We start from the raw sequence: 15,065 nt of genomic DNA, 5'->3' as shown, positions 1-15,065 counted from the left end.
GTCCGATGGAATACAATATCGCAGTCGTCAAGGGCGACGGTATTGGTCCGGAGATCGTGACCGAGGCCATGCAGGTGCTCGACAAGGTGGGCGAGCGGTTCGGCCACACCTTCCACTATCAGGAGGTGCTCGCGGGCGGCTGTTCGATCGACGCGAACGGCATCCCGCTGACTGAGGAGACCATCGAGATATGCAAAAACGCGGACTCCGTGCTGCTCGGCGCGGTCGGCGGCCCTAAGTGGGACGAGGTACCCTCGGAAAAACGCCCGGAGAAAGCGCTGCTCGGCCTGCGTTCGGCGCTCGGCCTGTTCGTCAACCTGCGTCCGGCGCAGATGCACAAGGCGCTGTCCGACGCGTGTCCGATCAAGCCCGAGATCATCGGCGACGGCTTTGACATCCTGGTCTGCCGCGAGCTGACCGGCGACGTATACTTCGGCCGGCATTACCGCCGCGAGAGCGACAAGGGCTGGGGCGAGACCGGCGCGGATGATATGAACTACTCGGTCTACGAGGTCGAGCGCATCGGCCGCCGCGCGTTCGAGATGGCGATGAAGCGGAATAAGAAGGTCTGCTCGGTCGATAAGGCGAACGTGCTCGAAACCAGCCGCGTCTGGCGCGAAACCATGCACCGCATCAAGGACGAGTACCCCGAGGTAGCATATTCGGATATGTATGTGGACAACTGCGCGATGCAGCTTGTCCGCAATCCCAGCCAGTTCGACGTGATCGTGACCGGCAACCTGTTCGGCGATATCCTGTCGGACGAGGCATCCATGATCACCGGCTCGATCGGCATGCTGCCCTCCGCCTCGATGAACGAGAGCGGCAAGGGCATGTACGAGCCGATTCACGGCTCCGCGCCGGATATCGCCGGCAAAGGCATCGCCAACCCGATCGCGACCATCCTGTCCTGTGCGATGATGCTGCGCTACTCTTTCGGCCTCATGGCCGAGGCGGACGCGGTTGAGAACGCGGTCGAGGCCGTGCTGGACGCGGGCCATCGCACAGCGGATATCGCCGCGCCGGGGAAAAAGCGCTCTCTACCAGCGAGATGGGGGCGCTCATCCGCGCACAACTTTGATTGTTGACAGAGAGGAACGCCGGCCGTGGGCCGGCGTTCCTTTTTTTCGCTTCCTTTCATAAAATGGATGGGAGGTGAATGAATTTGGAGCAGGTTTCGCAATATATCAAGGCGGATTATGCCATTCTGGTGGCAGTCCTGTATTGCTTGGGGCGCGCTTTCAAGGCAATCAGAAAATTCCCCAATCAATTTATTCCACTTGCCCTTACCGGCTGCGGCGTCATGCTGGCCTGTCTGTCGGCTGTTTCCCGCTACGGGGAGTATGCAAACTGGGCAGCCGCTCTGTTCGATGGTATGGTGCAGGGAATCCTCTGCACCGGAATGTCCGTTTACCTCAATGAAGTGATCTCGCACTGCGGCCTAGGCGGCTGTTCGTGCCGGAAAGACAAAAAAGATTGAAAAACACCAAAAGTCAGGCGCTTTGCCTGGCTTTTTACATCAATTTTCCGAATCATCCAGTTTTATACCTTGCAGGCTTGAGATTTTGAAACAACTGCGCTATAATAAAATAGATTTGGAATGTGTATTATGCAGCAATGATGTGAAAATATGGGAGACAAAGAGATGAAAACCGCTTCAATTCTGGGCGTGCATTTTCATGCCGTAACGTTGCAGCAGGCGGTGGAGTTGGCCATGAGCCGGATCCGCGCGCGGCAAAAGGGGTATGTGGTGACGCCAAATCCGGAAATAGTGGATCTTTGCCGAAAGGACAGCGATTTTATGAGGGTGGTGAATCATGCCGCCCTGGTATTGCCGGATGGCATCGGCATCATCTATGCCGCAAAAATCCTGGGCGAGGAGCTGTGCGGCAAGGTCGCCGGCATAGATTTTGCCGAAAGCCTTGCCGCTGCCATGGCAAAGGAAGGAATGCGCCTTTACCTGCTCGGCGCAAAGCCGGGCGTGGCAGAAAAGGCGGGCAGAAACCTCTGCGTAAAATACCCCGGGCTGGTCCTTGCAGGAACGCACGACGGCTATTTTTCCGATGAACAGGAAGCGGTCGAGGCCATCAATGCCTGTGGCGGCGCGGACGCTGTGTTCGTATGCCTGGGGGCGCCGAAGCAGGAGAAGTTCATTTCCGCGCATATCGACGAAATCCATGCCACTCTGTACTGCGGCTTGGGCGGCTCGCTCGATGTTTTCGCAGGCGAAGCAAAGCGCGCGCCGGATATTTTTATCCGGCTGGGGCTGGAATGGTTTTACCGCCTGCTCAAGCAGCCCAGCCGGATCGGCCGTATGATGAAGCTGCCCAAATTCCTGCTTATCGTGTTTCGGGAGCGCCTTTTGGGACGGAAAGGAAAATAAAAAATGAAAGTGAAACTGTTGGCGCACACGCCCGAACCGGAAAAGCTGGTGGCGGCGGCGGCCAAGAACTGCTATTCCTTCACAGATGTCGACAGCGTGCTGGACGGATTGACAGAGGAAAAAACCCAAAGTTTTGTCCATATGCTTTCAGAGATCGGGCATGAAAGCCCGATCGAGCATGTGTCGTTTACATTTGCGATCGAGGGCGTGTCGCGTTCGCTGCTCGCGCAGATCACGCGGCACCGCATGGCCTCGTTTTCCGTACAGTCCCAGCGGTATGTGAGGGAACGCGGGTTTGAGTATGTCGTGCCGCCGGAGATCGATAAAATCCCAGCGGCGCGGGAACAATTTATTCGGGCGATGGAGGATGACCAGCGCACCTACGAGGCGCTGACCGCCGCGCTGATGGAGGGCTACGTTGAGGAGCTGCTCGCGCAGGGCGTTCCGGAGAAGCAGGCGCGCAGCCAGGCGGAAAAGCACGCGATCGAGGACGCTCGATATGTGCTGCCGAATGCCTGTGCTACCCGCATTGTGATGACTGCCAATGCACGCAGCCTGAAAAACTTTTTTAAGCTGCGCTGCTGCAACCGCGCGCAGTGGGAGATCCGCGCGCTTGCAGAGGAAATGTACCGCGTGGTATACGCGGTCGCGCCGACGCTGTTCGCGCACTGCGGGCCTGCGTGCGTGGACGGCGCCTGCACCGAGGGTAAAATGTCCTGCGGGAAGGCGGGTGCAGTACGCGCATATTATCAAAAGCTGCGAGAGACAGCGGGACAATAAGGAAAAGGATATTTTTTATGTTACCATTTTGCGAAATCACACTGAAGGACAAGCGGGCGGTCGAGGCTTGCGGCGCCCATTACAATTACCATCTGTGCGAGCGTTGCTTTGTCGACCTGTTTATGTGGCGTAGTCATTATGGCACGCAGATCTGCTTCCGCGACGGTTTTTTGCTGGTCAAGATGACGCCGCTTGACGGCGGGCATGACTGTTACTTGGCGCCGATTGGAGAGGGAGATCTGGGCGGCGCGCTAGACGCGCTGGAAGCCGACGCCGCGGAGCGGGGAATCCCGTTCCAGCTGGTATCCATAGCGGAGCCTATGATCGAACGGATCGAAGCTGTCCGGCCGGAAAAGTATTTTTTCTCCCACGATAATGAGGATGGGGATGACTACATTTACCTTGCAGAAAAGCTGCGCACCCTGTCCGGAAAAAAGCTGCAGTCCAAGCGCAATCTGGTCAACCGGTTTAAAACCGCGTATGAGGGCAGATGGAGCTATGAGGATATGACGCCGGAAAACGTCAAGGATGCGTTTGGATACCATATCCGTTGGTGCAATCAGAACGGCTGTGCGCAGAATCGGGACTTTCAGGGGGAAACCTGCGCGATTGTGCAGGCGCTGCACAACTTCTCCGCGCTTGCGCTCAAAGGCGGGCTGCTGCGTCTGGATGGCGAAGTGATCGCTTTCACGTTTGGATGCCGGGCAACGCCGGATATGTATGTGGTACAGATCGAAAAGGCCGACCATACGATTCCGGGCGCTTACCAAATGATCAACCAGCAGTTCGTTTTGCGGAACTGCGATGATGTGGAATACGTCAACAGAGAGGAAGACCTCGGTATAGAGGGGCTTCGGAAAGCCAAAAAATCCTATTATCCGGTGATGCGCGGCGTGAAATACACGGCCGTGCCAAAGGAGCGTGCGGAATGATCCGCTTTGCTGGACCGGAGGATTCCGGCGCGGTTCGAGCGCTTTGGGAGCGTTGCTTTCCGGACGAGGGAGGCTTCAATCCGTATTTTTTCGCCCATTTTTTCGATATCGGGAAAACGCTGCTCTCGGTTGAGGGAAGCACGCTGTGCGCGATGGTGCAAATGCTGCCGTACCGTCTGGACTGCGGGGGCGATGTGTCCGAAGCGACCTATATTTACGGGGCATGCACCCATCCGGACTATCGCCGGCAGGGACATATGGCGCGGCTTCTGGAGCATTCCTTTGCGCTTGACCGCGCGGCGGGACGAACTGCCTCCACGCTTATCCCTGCGGAGGAGTGGCTGTTCGGCTTTTACCGGCCGTTTGGCTATGAGCCGTTTTTTCGCATAGCGCGCCACGAGATCGTGAAAAAGACGCGGGGGAGCGTTCCGCAGCGTCTTTCCGAACAGGATATCCCACAGCTCGCGGCGCTGTATGACCGGCTTGCCGCACCCTGCCGTATCGCGCGCAGCCCATCCTGCTGGGCGGGGCAGATAGCGCTGTTCGACGCTTTGGGAAAGGGCGTGTACGGCTGGCGGGAGGCTGGTAAGCTGGCTGCCTATGCGTTCTGCTGGGAGGATACCGCACAGGAAGCATTCGGCATGACGCCGGAGCGGGAGCAGGGCTTGCTGGAGGTATTGCGGAAAGATGCGTTCACCTATACGGCATGCGGTCGGGAAACGGCCCTGGGCTGTATCAAATGGCATGTGCCCAGGGCGGTTTCCTGCGGCTACATGAATTTAATGCTCAATTGAAAGGTGTGTGACAACAATGGTATATGTGTTGCTGGCAGAAGGCTTTGAAGAACTGGAAGCGCTGTCGCCGGTCGATCTCCTGCGCCGTTCGAGTGTGGAGGTAAAGCTGGTGGGCGTGACCGGTAAAATCGTACACGGTTCTCACGGCATCGGCGTGGAAACCGAGCTTTCCATGGACGAAGCGGATTGGGATGCGGCGGAAGCGGTGATACTGCCGGGCGGAATGCCGGGTACGGCCAACCTGTATGCGGACAAGCGTGTGACGGATGCCGTGCGGAAGTGCTATGACGATGGCAAATTCGTTGCGGCGATCTGCGCCGCGCCCTCGGTCATTCTGGGCGGCATGGGGCTGCTGCAGGGGCGCAGGGCGACCTGCTACCCCGGCATGGAGGATGGAATGAAAGGTGCGACCGCAGTTCGGCAGACCTGTGTGCGGGATGGAAAAATCATCACGGCGTGCGGCGTGGGCGGCGCGTTGGATTTTGCCTGTACGCTCGTCTCCGCGCTCTGCGGTGAAGCGGAGGCCCGCCGTGTGGCGGATTCCGCGCTGTATGCGTTTGGAAAATAAACCGGAGCTACGCCGCTTTTTCCTGAAGCAGCGGATGGAGCAGCCGCGGGCGGAAAAAGCCGCGGCCGATCGGAGTATCTCCGAGCGGCTGCTGGCCAGTACGGTTTTTGCCCGCGCACAATGCGTGTTCTGTTATGTATCCACGCCGGATGAGATCGATACGCATGGTATCCTGCGTCAGGCGCTTGCCGAGGGGAAAAACGTTTGCGTGCCGCGCTGCCTCCGCGCGGGGGAGATGCGGGCGTACCATATCGCGTCGTTGGACAGCCTGCGGACGGGACGCTTCGGCATTCTGGAGCCGGATGCGTCTGCGCGGGAGGTGCCGCCGGAGCGTATCGACCTGATTGTCGCACCGGCGCTGGCCTGCGACCGTGCGGGGTACCGCTTGGGCTACGGCGGCGGATATTACGACCGCTTTATGATACGGACGCCGGCCGTTCGGGCTGCCTTGTGCGCGGAGGGGCGTTTGTTGGAACGGTTGCCGCGCACGGCGTTCGATCAGCGCTGCGGCTGGATTTTTACCGAAAGGCGGGTGCTGCACACGGATGAAAAACAATAAGATCGCGCTGCTGCCCGGCCTGTCATTGTTTCTGTGCTTTTGCCTGCTGACCGGCATGGGGCGGCTGGCAGGACGGCTCGGCGGCGGCGCGCCGCTGACCGCGCTGTCGGAGGCAGCGGCTTTTCTGTTGCCGATGGTTTTGGCGGTCGTCTCTCTGCGCGACCAGAAGGCGGTCCGCCAGCGCCTGCGGCCCAGGCGGCTCCCCAAAGGGGCGCTCGGCGTAACGGTTAAGCTCGGCGTAACGGTGGCGGTGCTGTCGCTTTTTCTGAACCTGCTGATATACCAGATCGCCGGCCTTGCCGGAGCGGATCTGACTGCAACCGCGCTGGACACACCGCAGACCGGCATGACGCTGCCAGGGAAGCTGCTGGTGATCGTAGCGCTGAGCGCGACCGTGGAGGAGATGTATCTGCGCGGCGCGCTGATGGCCGCGCAGGAGCAAAGCGTCGGCACCGGCGCGTGCCTGGTGTTCAGCGGCTTTGCGTTTGCGATGCTGCACGGCAGCCTGATGAATTTTTTCGGCCCGCTGCTGGCGGGTATCGCCTATGCGTATCTGACGTATGCGTTCGGAAGCGTTTGGCCGGCCGTGCTTGCGCACGCGGTCAATAATCTGTATTATGTTTTTGTCCTTTGGATCACGGATACTTATGCCGCCTTTGGCATTTGGAATCATTTCGCGGCGATCAATGCGATCGTATTGCTGCTGTTTTTGTATCTGACGCTGCGCGGGGCGGAAGGACTGCTGGCAAAGGGGTATATCCCGCACCTGGAAAAGGGCGCGGGGCTGTACGACCTGTTCCTGCTCGTGCGCAATCCCGGTGTTATAGCTTTTATCGCGGCGTTTCTCGTCAAAGTAGTGCTGCACTGGATCTGAAAAAACCTTGAGAAATGGATGAGGTGAAAACATGGAAAACATGGAGAATCAGCAAACCCAACCGGTACAGCAAACGCGCCGCCGGAGCAGGCGGCGCAAGAACAGCGGGTGTGCGGGCACGGTTGTGTATGTAATCGCCGTGCTGGGCATTTCGATCGTCCTGTCGCTGGTGGCGATTTTTGTTGCAAACGACGTGTTTGCGTTTGTCAAGGACGACGCGGTAAAAGAAATAACCGTTGCGGAGAATACGGACGTTCTCTCCCTTGCCAAACAGCTTGACGATGAGGGCGTGATTAATTACGGCACGATTTTCAAGCTGTATGTCCGTCTGAAAGGGGATAACGAGAGCGTTTTGGCCGGCGCCTACGCGCTCAATCCCAATATGGATTACGGGCAGATCATCGACACGCTGGCAAATTCCACCAGCACGGAGACGATCCAGATAACCGTGCCGGAAGGCTATTCGACCATGCAGATCAAGCAGCTGTTGCTTGATGAGCACGTCTGCACGGAGGAAGCGATCGACGAAGCGCTCAACGATTACGAGTTCAAGCATGAGTTTTTACAGGAGGAAAAGCCGGCGAAGCAGGGCTGGCTGGAGGGGTATCTATTCCCCGACACCTATGAGATATACAAGGGGAACTCCACGGTCGTTTCCAGTCTCAACAAGATGCTCAACAACTTTGATGAAAAGTATGACGATGAGATCCAGGCAGGGGCCGAGAACCTTGGCATGTCGATGCACGATATCGTAACGGTTGCGTCCCTGATCGAACGCGAGGCGCAGCAGGACGGGGAGCGCGCGACGATCGCGGGTGTTATTTATAACCGTCTGAACAATCCGGATTCGTTCCCCTACCTGCAGGTGGACGCCTCGGTGCTGTATGGCTTGGGACGGACGAGCGGAAAGCTGAGCGAGGAGGATCTGCAGTCCGATACGCCATATAACCTGTATACCAAGCAGGGCTTACCCCCGGACCGATCTGCAATCCCGGCTACGCTTCGCTGTACGCGGCAAGCCATCCCGAGCAGCATAACTATTTCTACTATGTCGCCATGCCGGATGGCAGCCATCTGTTTGCCAACAGCTATGCGGAGCATGAGGCGAATATCGCCGCCTCCAACGCGGCGCAGGCTGCGGCCGCCAGCGCGGAGGGAAGCGGTGAATAAGCGGCCGGAGCTGCTCGCGCCGGCAGGGGATATGGAAAAGCTGCGCTTTGCCATTGCGTATGGAGCGGACGCCGTGTATTGCGCCGGACAGCAATTCGGCATGCGGGCCGCTGCCGCCAATTTTGACGAAGAAGCGCTTCGTTCCGGCATCGCTTATGCGCATGGGAGGCACGTCAAGTGCTATGTAACGGTTAATATCATGCCCTCCAACCGCGACCTGCTCGCCCTTCCATCCTATCTGGAGCTGTTGGAGGATGCGGGAGCGGACGCGCTGATCGTGGCGGACGTGGGCGTGCTTCGGCTGGCACGGAAATACGCGCCTCATGTGCCGCTGCATATCAGCACCCAGACCAGCATCCTGAACCATGAGGCGGCGAATTTCTGGGCGGATCTTGGGGCAGAGCGGATTGTGCTGGCGCGTGAGCTTTCCTTGGACGAGATCGCGGAAATACGGGAAAAGACCCCTAAAACGCTGGAAATCGAAGCGTTTGTCCATGGCGCGATGTGTATATCCTATTCGGGACGCTGCCTGATTTCGCAATATATGACAGGGCGGGACGCCAACCGCGGCGCGTGCGCGCAGCCGTGCCGGTGGAATTACGCGCTGATGGAGGAAAAACGGCCGGGGGAATATTTTCCGGTCGAGGAGGACGCGCGCGGCACCTATCTGTATAACTCCAAGGATATGTGCATGATCGGGCATATTCCAGAGCTGATCCGCGCGGGGGTGGATTCATTTAAGATCGAGGGACGCAACAAAACGGCTTACTACGCCGCCTGCGTGACCGGGGCTTACCGCGCGGCGATCGACGCGTACCGCGCCTCTCCGGAGACATTCGTGCTGCCGGAGTTCTGCACGGAGGAGGTCAATAAAGTAAGCCATCGGGAATATTACACCGGCTTTTACTTCGGAAGCGGGGAGAACGGCCAGCATTATGGCGATAGCCAGTATATCCGCGATTACGAGGTCGTAGGGATGCCAGTCTGCTGCGGTGCGGACGGACAGGCGGTGTTTGCGCTGAAAAACCGCTTTTTCCGAGGGGAGGAGCTGGAGCTGCTGCAGCCCGGCAGGGAACCGCATGTGTTCCGCGCGGAAAACGCGGTAAATGAAGAGGGGGAAGCGCTGGCGCTTTTCAATGTCCCACAGATGAAAGTGCAGTTTGCGTTCCCATTCCCAGTGAGTGAATACGCGATTCTCAGAAAGAAAAAGGAACGGCCGAATTAGGCCGTTCCTTTTCGTTTGTCTCGATTCAGTTGTGCGGCGCCCAGTCCAGACTCCGGCTCACCGCTTTATTCCAGCCGTCCAGCAACCGGACGCGCTCCTGCGTCTCCATATGGGGGGCATACAGCGTGTCACAGCGCCAGAGCCGTTTCAGTTCCTGCCGGTCTTTCCAAACACCGGTAGCAAGCCCAGCCAGATAGCATGCGCCGAGCGCGGTCGTTTCACGGATGACCGGCCGCCGGATGGTACAGTTCGAGATATCCGCCTGGAACTGCATCAGGAAACTGTCCCTGCTCGCGCCGCCGTCAACAGAAAGGGAGGCGAGAGGGACGCCGGTATCGCGCGCCATTGCGTCAAGCAGGTCGTTAACCTGATAAGCGATGGATTCCTGCGCGGCGCGGATAATATGCTCACGGCTGGTGCCGCGCGTCAGGCCGATCAGGCAGCCACGCGCGTACATGTCCCAATGCGGCGCGCCGAGGCCGGTGAACGCGGGAACAAGGTATACGCCGCCGGTATCCGGCACCTTCTTGGCGTAGTATTCCGCATCGCGGCTTTCGGAGAAAAAGCGCATTTCATCGCGCAGCCATTGGATCACCGCGCCGCCGATAAATACGCTGCCCTCCAGAGCATACTGGGTTTTTCCCGCAATATGGATGCCGATTGTGGTTAGCAGGCCGTTTTTGCTTTCGCAAACCTGTTCCCCTGTATTCATCAGCAGAAAGCAGCCTGTCCCGTAAGTGTTTTTCGCATCCCCCGCGTCAAAGCAGGTCTGGCCAAACAGCGCAGCCTGCTGGTCGCCTGCAATGCCGGCGATCGGCACGTCGCCGCCGGGAAGGGAGACATAGCCGTAAATTTCGCTGGAGGAGCACACGCGCGGCAGCATGGCGCGCGGGATGTCGAGTGCGCGGAGCAGGGTGTCGTCCCAGTCCAGCTTATGGATATCAAAGATCATGGTGCGGGCGGCGTTGGTCATGTCAGTGATATGCGCTTTCCCGCCGGTCAGCTTCCATACCAGCCAGGAATCCACCGTGCCGAACAGAATCTCGCCGCGCGCGGCTTTTTCCCGCGCGCCTTCGACATGGTCCAGAATCCACTTGATTTTTGTTCCGGAAAAATAAGCGTCCAGCACGAGTCCGGTTGTATTGCGTATGTGATCGGTCAGCCCCTGCCGCACGAGGCTGTCCACAATATCGGCGGTACGCCGGCACTGCCATACAATTGCGTTATAGACAGGACGGCCGGTGGCCTTGTCCCACAGGATCGTTGTTTCGCGCTGATTGGTGATGCCGATCGCGGCAACATCAGCGGGAGAAACGTCTGCCGCAGCGAGAGCCTCCAGCATAGCGGCGTATTGCGTTGACCAGATTTCCATGGGGTCCTCCTCGACCCAGCCCTCGCGGGGATAGTGCTGTGACAGTTCGTGCTGCCGGATGGAAAGGATGTTTTGTTCGTTGTCGAATAAAATTGCGCGCGAGCTGGTTGTCCCCTGATCGAGTGCCAATACATAGTTTGCCATTGGATCGCCGCCTCTCTTTTTCCTGCTATTATCATACCCCGCGGCCCCTGCTGCTGTCAATATTCCGCAAATGCGCGAAAACACATTGCAAAAGTGGGCAAAATATGATATTATTACAATCGAGTATAGCCTTTTAGCACAAACCTGTCACAAAGTAAATTCTAATTTGTAAGGGAAGTTTTCTATATGAGCGAAAATCAGAAGCAAACCATTTTTTCTGGTGTCCAGCCGTCCGGCAAACTGACGCTGGGCAATTACCTGGGCGCGATCCGCAACTTTCCGCTGCTGCAGGAGGATTATAACTGCATCTACTGCGTGGTTGACATGCATGCGATCACGGTGCGTCAGGATCCGGCAGCGCTGCGGCGCCAGACGTTGGAGGTGCTTGCGCAGTATATCGCCTGTGGCCTTGATCCGGAAAAGAGCGTCCTGTTTATCCAGAGCCATGTGCCGGCGCACGCTGAGCTGGCTTGGGTGCTCAACTGCTTTACCATGTTTGGAGAGGCTTCCCGCATGACGCAGTTCAAAGATAAGTCCGCCAAGCATTCGGATAATGTGAATGTCGGCCTGTTTACCTATCCGGTTTTGATGGCGGCGGACATCCTGCTGTACCAGACCAATATTGTGCCGGTCGGCGTGGACCAGAGTCAGCATATCGAGATCTGCCGCGATATTGCAAACCGCTTTAACGGGGTTTTTCCGGATACTTTCACGATTCCGGAGGGACGCTATCCGAAGGCGGGCGAGGGCGCGAAGATCATGAGCCTGTCCGATCCGGAAAAGAAAATGAGCAAGTCGGATGAAAATGAAAACGGGTATATTCTGCTGATGGATCAGCCGGATGTGATCATGCGCAAGTTCAAGCGCGCGGTGACCGATTCGGACGCCCGCATCGTCATGGACCCGCAGGGCAAGCCCGGCATTTCCAACCTGCTGCAGATTTACGCGCTTGCGACTGGCAAGACGGTTGCCGAGGCGGAAGCGGAATTTGCGGGCAAGGGCTATGGGGAGTTCAAGCCGGCGGTGGGCGAGGTGGTCGTCGAGCTGCTGCGCCCAATCCGCGAAAAGACGGAGGATCTGCTGCGCAACAAGGATTACCTGCAGCAGGTATATACCGAGGGCGCGCAGAAAGCGTCCTACCTGGCGCGGAAAACGCTGGACAAGGTTTACCGGAAGCTGGGGTTTGTCAAGCGCTGAACATCTGCTTTTGAGAGGAACAAAAAATGCCTGAATATATCGTGATCGGTATGGTTGTCGCCGCGTTTGCCGCGGCGGGCGTGCTGTCGTATTTCTTTACGCCGCCGGTCAAAAAGTTCGCGCACAAGGTCGGCGCGATCGACGTTCCCAAGGATAACCGCCGCATGCACAAGGAACCCATACCGCGGCTGGGCGGGTTGGCCATTTTCGGCGGCTTCCTCTGCTCGATTCTGATTTTCGGACAACTGGACAAAACCATGCTGTGCGTACTGCTGGGAGCGATCATCATTGTTTCGCTGGGCATTTTTGACGATGTCCTGGCGCTTGGCGCAAAGCTCAAATTCGTTGTGCAGATTGTCGCGGCGGCGATACCTGTATGCGTAGGGGATCTGCAGATCAAGCTGTTCACCAATTTGAACCCGTTTTCCGACGAAGCGTACTTCCACTTGGGGATTTTTGCAATTCCGGTGACGATCCTCTGGATTGTAGGCATTACCAACGCCGTGAACCTGATCGACGGCCTGGACGGACTGGCGGTCGGCGTTTCATCCATCGCTGCGATCACCATGCTAGCGGTCGCGTTGCTGACGGAGAACATGATGATCGCTGTCACAATGGCGGCGCTCGCAGGCGCATGCGTCGGCTTTATGCCGTATAACCTGAACCCCGCAAAGATATTTATGGGGGATACTGGCTCGACCTTCCTTGGTTATATGCTGGCAACGGTATCCATCATGGGCCTGTTCAAATTTTATGCGGTCATTTCGTTCGCTGTTCCGTTCCTGATACTGGGACTGCCGATTTTTGACACGGCCAATGCGATCATCCGCCGCGTGGCGGCGGGGCGCAGCCCGATGAGTCCGGACCGCGGCCATGTCCATCACAAGCTGATCGATATGGGCTTTAACCAGAAGCAGGCGGTCGCGATCCTGTACGCGATCAGCGCGACCCTTGGCCTGACAGCGGTCGTATTGACCTCGTCGGGGGAAGTAAAGGCCATTATCCTGCTGCTGGCGGTATTGGTCGCAATTATCGTCGGCGCATGCGTCATCTACGGCGCGGAACACTGGGGCAGGCATCCGCACGATGGAACCCCAGAGGCAGAAGATAGGGATGATGGGGACGCACAAAAGGAGAAAACAGACAATGAACAAAATTAAAGTGATGACTGTGTTCGGCACGCGACCGGAGGCGATCAAAATGGCGCCGCTGGTGCATGCACTGAAAAAGAATGCCCATACCGAGCCGATCGTCTGCGTCACCGCGCAGCACCGCGAGATGCTGGATCAGGTGCTGGATATTTTTCAGATCAAGCCGGATTATGACCTTAACATCATGCAGCCGCGGCAGACGCTGGCACTGATTACAGAGAAAAGCCTGCATGGGTTGGATGATGTACTCGAGCAGGCGCAGCCCGATATGGTGCTGGTGCATGGAGACACCTCGACGACGTTCGCAGGCGCGCTTGCCGCGTTTTATCATAAAATACCGGTCGGGCATGTAGAGGCCGGCCTGCGCACCTATGACAAGTACTCTCCGTTCCCGGAGGAGATGAACCGCAAGCTGACCGGCCAGATCGCGACGCTGCATTTTGCGCCGACCCCGCGCAATCGGGATAATCTGGCGCGCGAAAGCATCACGGATGGGGTTTCGGTGGTCGGCAATACCGTCGTCGATGCGATCCACATGACGGTCCGGCCGGATTTTGCTTTCCGCGACGAGCAGCTGAAAACGCTTGATTTTCAGAATAACCGCGTGGTGCTGGTCACCGCGCACCGGCGGGAGAATTATGGCGAGCCGATGGAAAATATCTGTCGCGCGATCGCCGCGCTGTCGGAGGCCTATCCGGATGTGCATTTCGTGTATCCGGTTCACCTCAGTCCGTATGTGCGTGAAACGGCGGAGAAGTTTCTGGGTGGGAACGACCGCGTCCATCTGATCCATCCGCTCGCGGTGGATGAGATGCACAACCTGATGGCACGCTGCTATCTAATTATGACGGATTCCGGAGGCCTGCAGGAAGAGGCCCCCAGTCTTGGCAAGCCGGTGCTGGTGCTGCGCCGCGAAACCGAGCGGCCCGAGGCTATCGAGGCCGGCACAGTCAAGCTGGCTGGGGTGGAGCAGGAGAACATCGTCCGTCTGGCGCGCGAGCTGCTGGACGACGCGCAGGCTTATGGAGCAATGGCGCATGCGGTCAACCCATATGGCGACGGCCAGACCTCTGAACGCATCGTACAGGCGATTGAGCATTATTTCGGCCTGCGGGAAGGCGGCCCCGCGCCGTTTACACCGTGAAAATGAAGAAAAAGCTGTCCGCCCCTCTGATTGCGGCCATTGGCGCCGGCGTATTTGTCGCTCTGCTGGCGCTGGCATATCTGTTTGCTTCCGGCCTGCTGCATGAACGGGATACCGGCATCGTGTTGTCCGATGGTACGCAAAACGCGCCGGTCGTCAGCTCGGGAAGCCAGATGCTGACTGCGCAGAGCGTCGCGGATATCGAGATCGGCCCTGTGAATGCGCAAAAGGTCGTTGCGTCCTTGGTACGTCCGACCGCCTATAGCTGCAGCATACAAAATACGCTGTACTATGCGGGCGGTTCGTCCACGCTGTCCTGCCGCCAATATGTCAAGGATGGCGTGGTGCGGACTGATACCCTGCAGGCGTCGGGGAGCGTGGAAAGTACCCTGCTGCGCAGGGGCGATACGGTTTATGCCTGGGAGAACGGTGCTTCCAGCGCTTATGAGGGAAACTGGGGCGATTTTACGGACGACGCGGCTGCCATGCTGCCCACCTACGAGGACGTATTGGGGGAAGAGGTGCGGCTTTTGGACGTGGGGCGGCAGGACATGGACTATGAGCCGTGTATCCGTGTGGAATTTGAGCAGGGAGGCTACCGCTGTGTATATTACATATCAGCAGCCTCCGGCCTGCTGAAAGCAGCGTCGTTTTACAGCGGCGATACGCTGGTCCGTCAGGTGACGGTCAGCGAACTGAAAACCGAAGCGCCGGAGGACCAGGTTTTTGATTTGCCGGATGGGCGCTCGGCGTTGGGAGAGAATCACTGAAA

15 protein-coding genes are annotated in these 15,065 nt (G+C 58.0%); 14 read left to right on the top strand and 1 reads right to left on the bottom strand.

Annotation, left to right across the window (positions count from 1 at the left end; genetic code table 11):
* Positions 1-5: 5 nt before the first annotated feature.
* The 10 genes from leuB to mltG all read left to right on the top strand — a co-directional run bounded on the left by leuB (position 6) and on the right by mltG (position 9,285).
* Positions 6-1,088: a 3-isopropylmalate dehydrogenase gene (gene leuB, locus RX717_RS08620; RefSeq protein ID WP_316960204.1), complete on the top strand. Its 1,083-nt coding sequence runs from the start codon at positions 6-8 to the stop codon at positions 1,086-1,088.
* A 77-nt stretch (positions 1,089-1,165) separates the two neighbouring features.
* Positions 1,166-1,480, top strand: coding sequence for a phage holin family protein (locus tag RX717_RS08615; RefSeq protein WP_159068004.1), 315 nt, complete (start codon positions 1,166-1,168; stop codon positions 1,478-1,480).
* A 165-nt stretch (positions 1,481-1,645) separates the two neighbouring features.
* Positions 1,646-2,383 carry a WecB/TagA/CpsF family glycosyltransferase gene (locus RX717_RS08610; protein ID WP_147573654.1) on the top strand — a complete coding sequence of 246 codons (738 nt, stop codon included), beginning with the start codon at positions 1,646-1,648 and terminating at the stop codon, positions 2,381-2,383.
* Positions 2,384-2,386: 3 nt separating this feature from the next.
* Positions 2,387-3,163, top strand: coding sequence for an FAD-dependent thymidylate synthase (thyX, locus tag RX717_RS08605; protein WP_107630410.1), 777 nt, complete (start codon positions 2,387-2,389; stop codon positions 3,161-3,163).
* Between the two features lie 17 nt (positions 3,164-3,180).
* On the top strand, positions 3,181-4,095 hold the full coding sequence (locus tag RX717_RS08600; RefSeq protein WP_107630411.1) for a DUF2156 domain-containing protein: 915 nt from the start codon (positions 3,181-3,183) through the stop codon (positions 4,093-4,095).
* The gene (locus RX717_RS08595) at positions 4,092-4,889 is read left to right on the top strand and encodes a GNAT family N-acetyltransferase (protein ID WP_107630412.1); all 798 of its coding nucleotides are present in this window, start codon (positions 4,092-4,094) and stop codon (positions 4,887-4,889) included. Before RX717_RS08600 ends, RX717_RS08595 begins: the two co-directional genes overlap by 4 nt.
* Before the next feature lie 16 nt (positions 4,890-4,905).
* Entirely contained in the window at positions 4,906-5,457 is a 552-nt protein-coding gene (locus RX717_RS08590) for a DJ-1 family glyoxalase III (protein WP_054325847.1), read from the top strand.
* Complete coding sequence (locus RX717_RS08585) at positions 5,441-6,016, top strand: 5-formyltetrahydrofolate cyclo-ligase (protein WP_316960203.1); 576 nt, start codon at positions 5,441-5,443, stop codon at positions 6,014-6,016. The genes RX717_RS08590 and RX717_RS08585 overlap by 17 nt, the downstream gene beginning before the upstream one ends.
* Positions 6,003-6,890: a CPBP family intramembrane glutamic endopeptidase gene (locus RX717_RS08580; protein ID WP_107630413.1), complete on the top strand. Its 888-nt coding sequence runs from the start codon at positions 6,003-6,005 to the stop codon at positions 6,888-6,890. The genes RX717_RS08585 and RX717_RS08580 overlap by 14 nt, the downstream gene beginning before the upstream one ends.
* A 31-nt stretch (positions 6,891-6,921) precedes the next feature.
* A complete protein-coding gene (gene mltG / locus RX717_RS08575) occupies positions 6,922-9,285 on the top strand; it encodes an endolytic transglycosylase MltG (protein ID WP_316960202.1) in 2,364 nt (787 codons plus the stop codon).
* A 25-nt stretch (positions 9,286-9,310) separates the two neighbouring features.
* Here mltG and glpK read toward each other — a convergent pair whose 3' ends face one another.
* Entirely contained in the window at positions 9,311-10,801 is a 1,491-nt protein-coding gene (glpK, locus tag RX717_RS08570; protein WP_107630414.1) for a glycerol kinase GlpK, read from the bottom strand.
* A gap of 186 nt (positions 10,802-10,987) precedes the next feature.
* Between glpK and trpS the strand changes: the two genes are divergently transcribed.
* The 4 genes from trpS to RX717_RS08550 are packed head-to-tail and all read left to right on the top strand — an operon-like array spanning position 10,988 to position 15,063.
* Positions 10,988-11,998: a tryptophan--tRNA ligase gene (gene trpS, locus RX717_RS08565; protein WP_107630415.1), complete on the top strand. Its 1,011-nt coding sequence runs from the start codon at positions 10,988-10,990 to the stop codon at positions 11,996-11,998.
* Between the two features lie 26 nt (positions 11,999-12,024).
* A complete protein-coding gene (locus RX717_RS08560) occupies positions 12,025-13,158 on the top strand; it encodes an MraY family glycosyltransferase (RefSeq protein ID WP_107630416.1) in 1,134 nt (377 codons plus the stop codon).
* Positions 13,145-14,293, top strand: a complete 1,149-nt coding sequence (gene wecB, locus RX717_RS08555; protein ID WP_107630417.1) for a non-hydrolyzing UDP-N-acetylglucosamine 2-epimerase — start codon at positions 13,145-13,147, stop codon at positions 14,291-14,293. Before RX717_RS08560 ends, wecB begins: the two co-directional genes overlap by 14 nt.
* The gene (locus tag RX717_RS08550; RefSeq protein WP_159068005.1) at positions 14,290-15,063 is read left to right on the top strand and encodes a hypothetical protein; all 774 of its coding nucleotides are present in this window, start codon (positions 14,290-14,292) and stop codon (positions 15,061-15,063) included. Before wecB ends, RX717_RS08550 begins: the two co-directional genes overlap by 4 nt.
* Positions 15,064-15,065 lie beyond the last annotated feature (2 nt).

Source organism: Intestinibacillus sp. NTUH-41-i26, assembly GCF_032769475.1.
In the GTDB taxonomy this organism is placed as follows: Bacteria; Bacillota; Clostridia; order Oscillospirales; family Butyricicoccaceae; genus Agathobaculum; species Agathobaculum ammoniilyticum.
The sequence above is the reverse complement of the archived record's forward strand: the minus strand, read 5'-3'. Positions and strand labels throughout refer to the sequence as shown.

Coding starts and splice junctions, on each gene's coding strand:
- RX717_RS08585 (WP_316960203.1), top strand. CDS start 5,441: ATGCGTTTGGAAAATAAACCGGAGCTACGCCGCTTTTTCCTGAAGCAG.
- glpK (WP_107630414.1), bottom strand. CDS start 10,801: ATGGCAAACTATGTATTGGCACTCGATCAGGGGACAACCAGCTCGCGC.
- thyX (WP_107630410.1), top strand. CDS start 2,387: ATGAAAGTGAAACTGTTGGCGCACACGCCCGAACCGGAAAAGCTGGTG.
- RX717_RS08560 (WP_107630416.1), top strand. CDS start 12,025: ATGCCTGAATATATCGTGATCGGTATGGTTGTCGCCGCGTTTGCCGCG.
- mltG (WP_316960202.1), top strand. CDS start 6,922: ATGGAAAACATGGAGAATCAGCAAACCCAACCGGTACAGCAAACGCGC.
- RX717_RS08580 (WP_107630413.1), top strand. CDS start 6,003: ATGAAAAACAATAAGATCGCGCTGCTGCCCGGCCTGTCATTGTTTCTG.
- RX717_RS08590 (WP_054325847.1), top strand. CDS start 4,906: ATGGTATATGTGTTGCTGGCAGAAGGCTTTGAAGAACTGGAAGCGCTG.
- wecB (WP_107630417.1), top strand. CDS start 13,145: ATGAACAAAATTAAAGTGATGACTGTGTTCGGCACGCGACCGGAGGCG.
- RX717_RS08600 (WP_107630411.1), top strand. CDS start 3,181: ATGTTACCATTTTGCGAAATCACACTGAAGGACAAGCGGGCGGTCGAG.
- trpS (WP_107630415.1), top strand. CDS start 10,988: ATGAGCGAAAATCAGAAGCAAACCATTTTTTCTGGTGTCCAGCCGTCC.
- RX717_RS08610 (WP_147573654.1), top strand. CDS start 1,646: ATGAAAACCGCTTCAATTCTGGGCGTGCATTTTCATGCCGTAACGTTG.
- RX717_RS08595 (WP_107630412.1), top strand. CDS start 4,092: ATGATCCGCTTTGCTGGACCGGAGGATTCCGGCGCGGTTCGAGCGCTT.
- leuB (WP_316960204.1), top strand. CDS start 6: ATGGAATACAATATCGCAGTCGTCAAGGGCGACGGTATTGGTCCGGAG.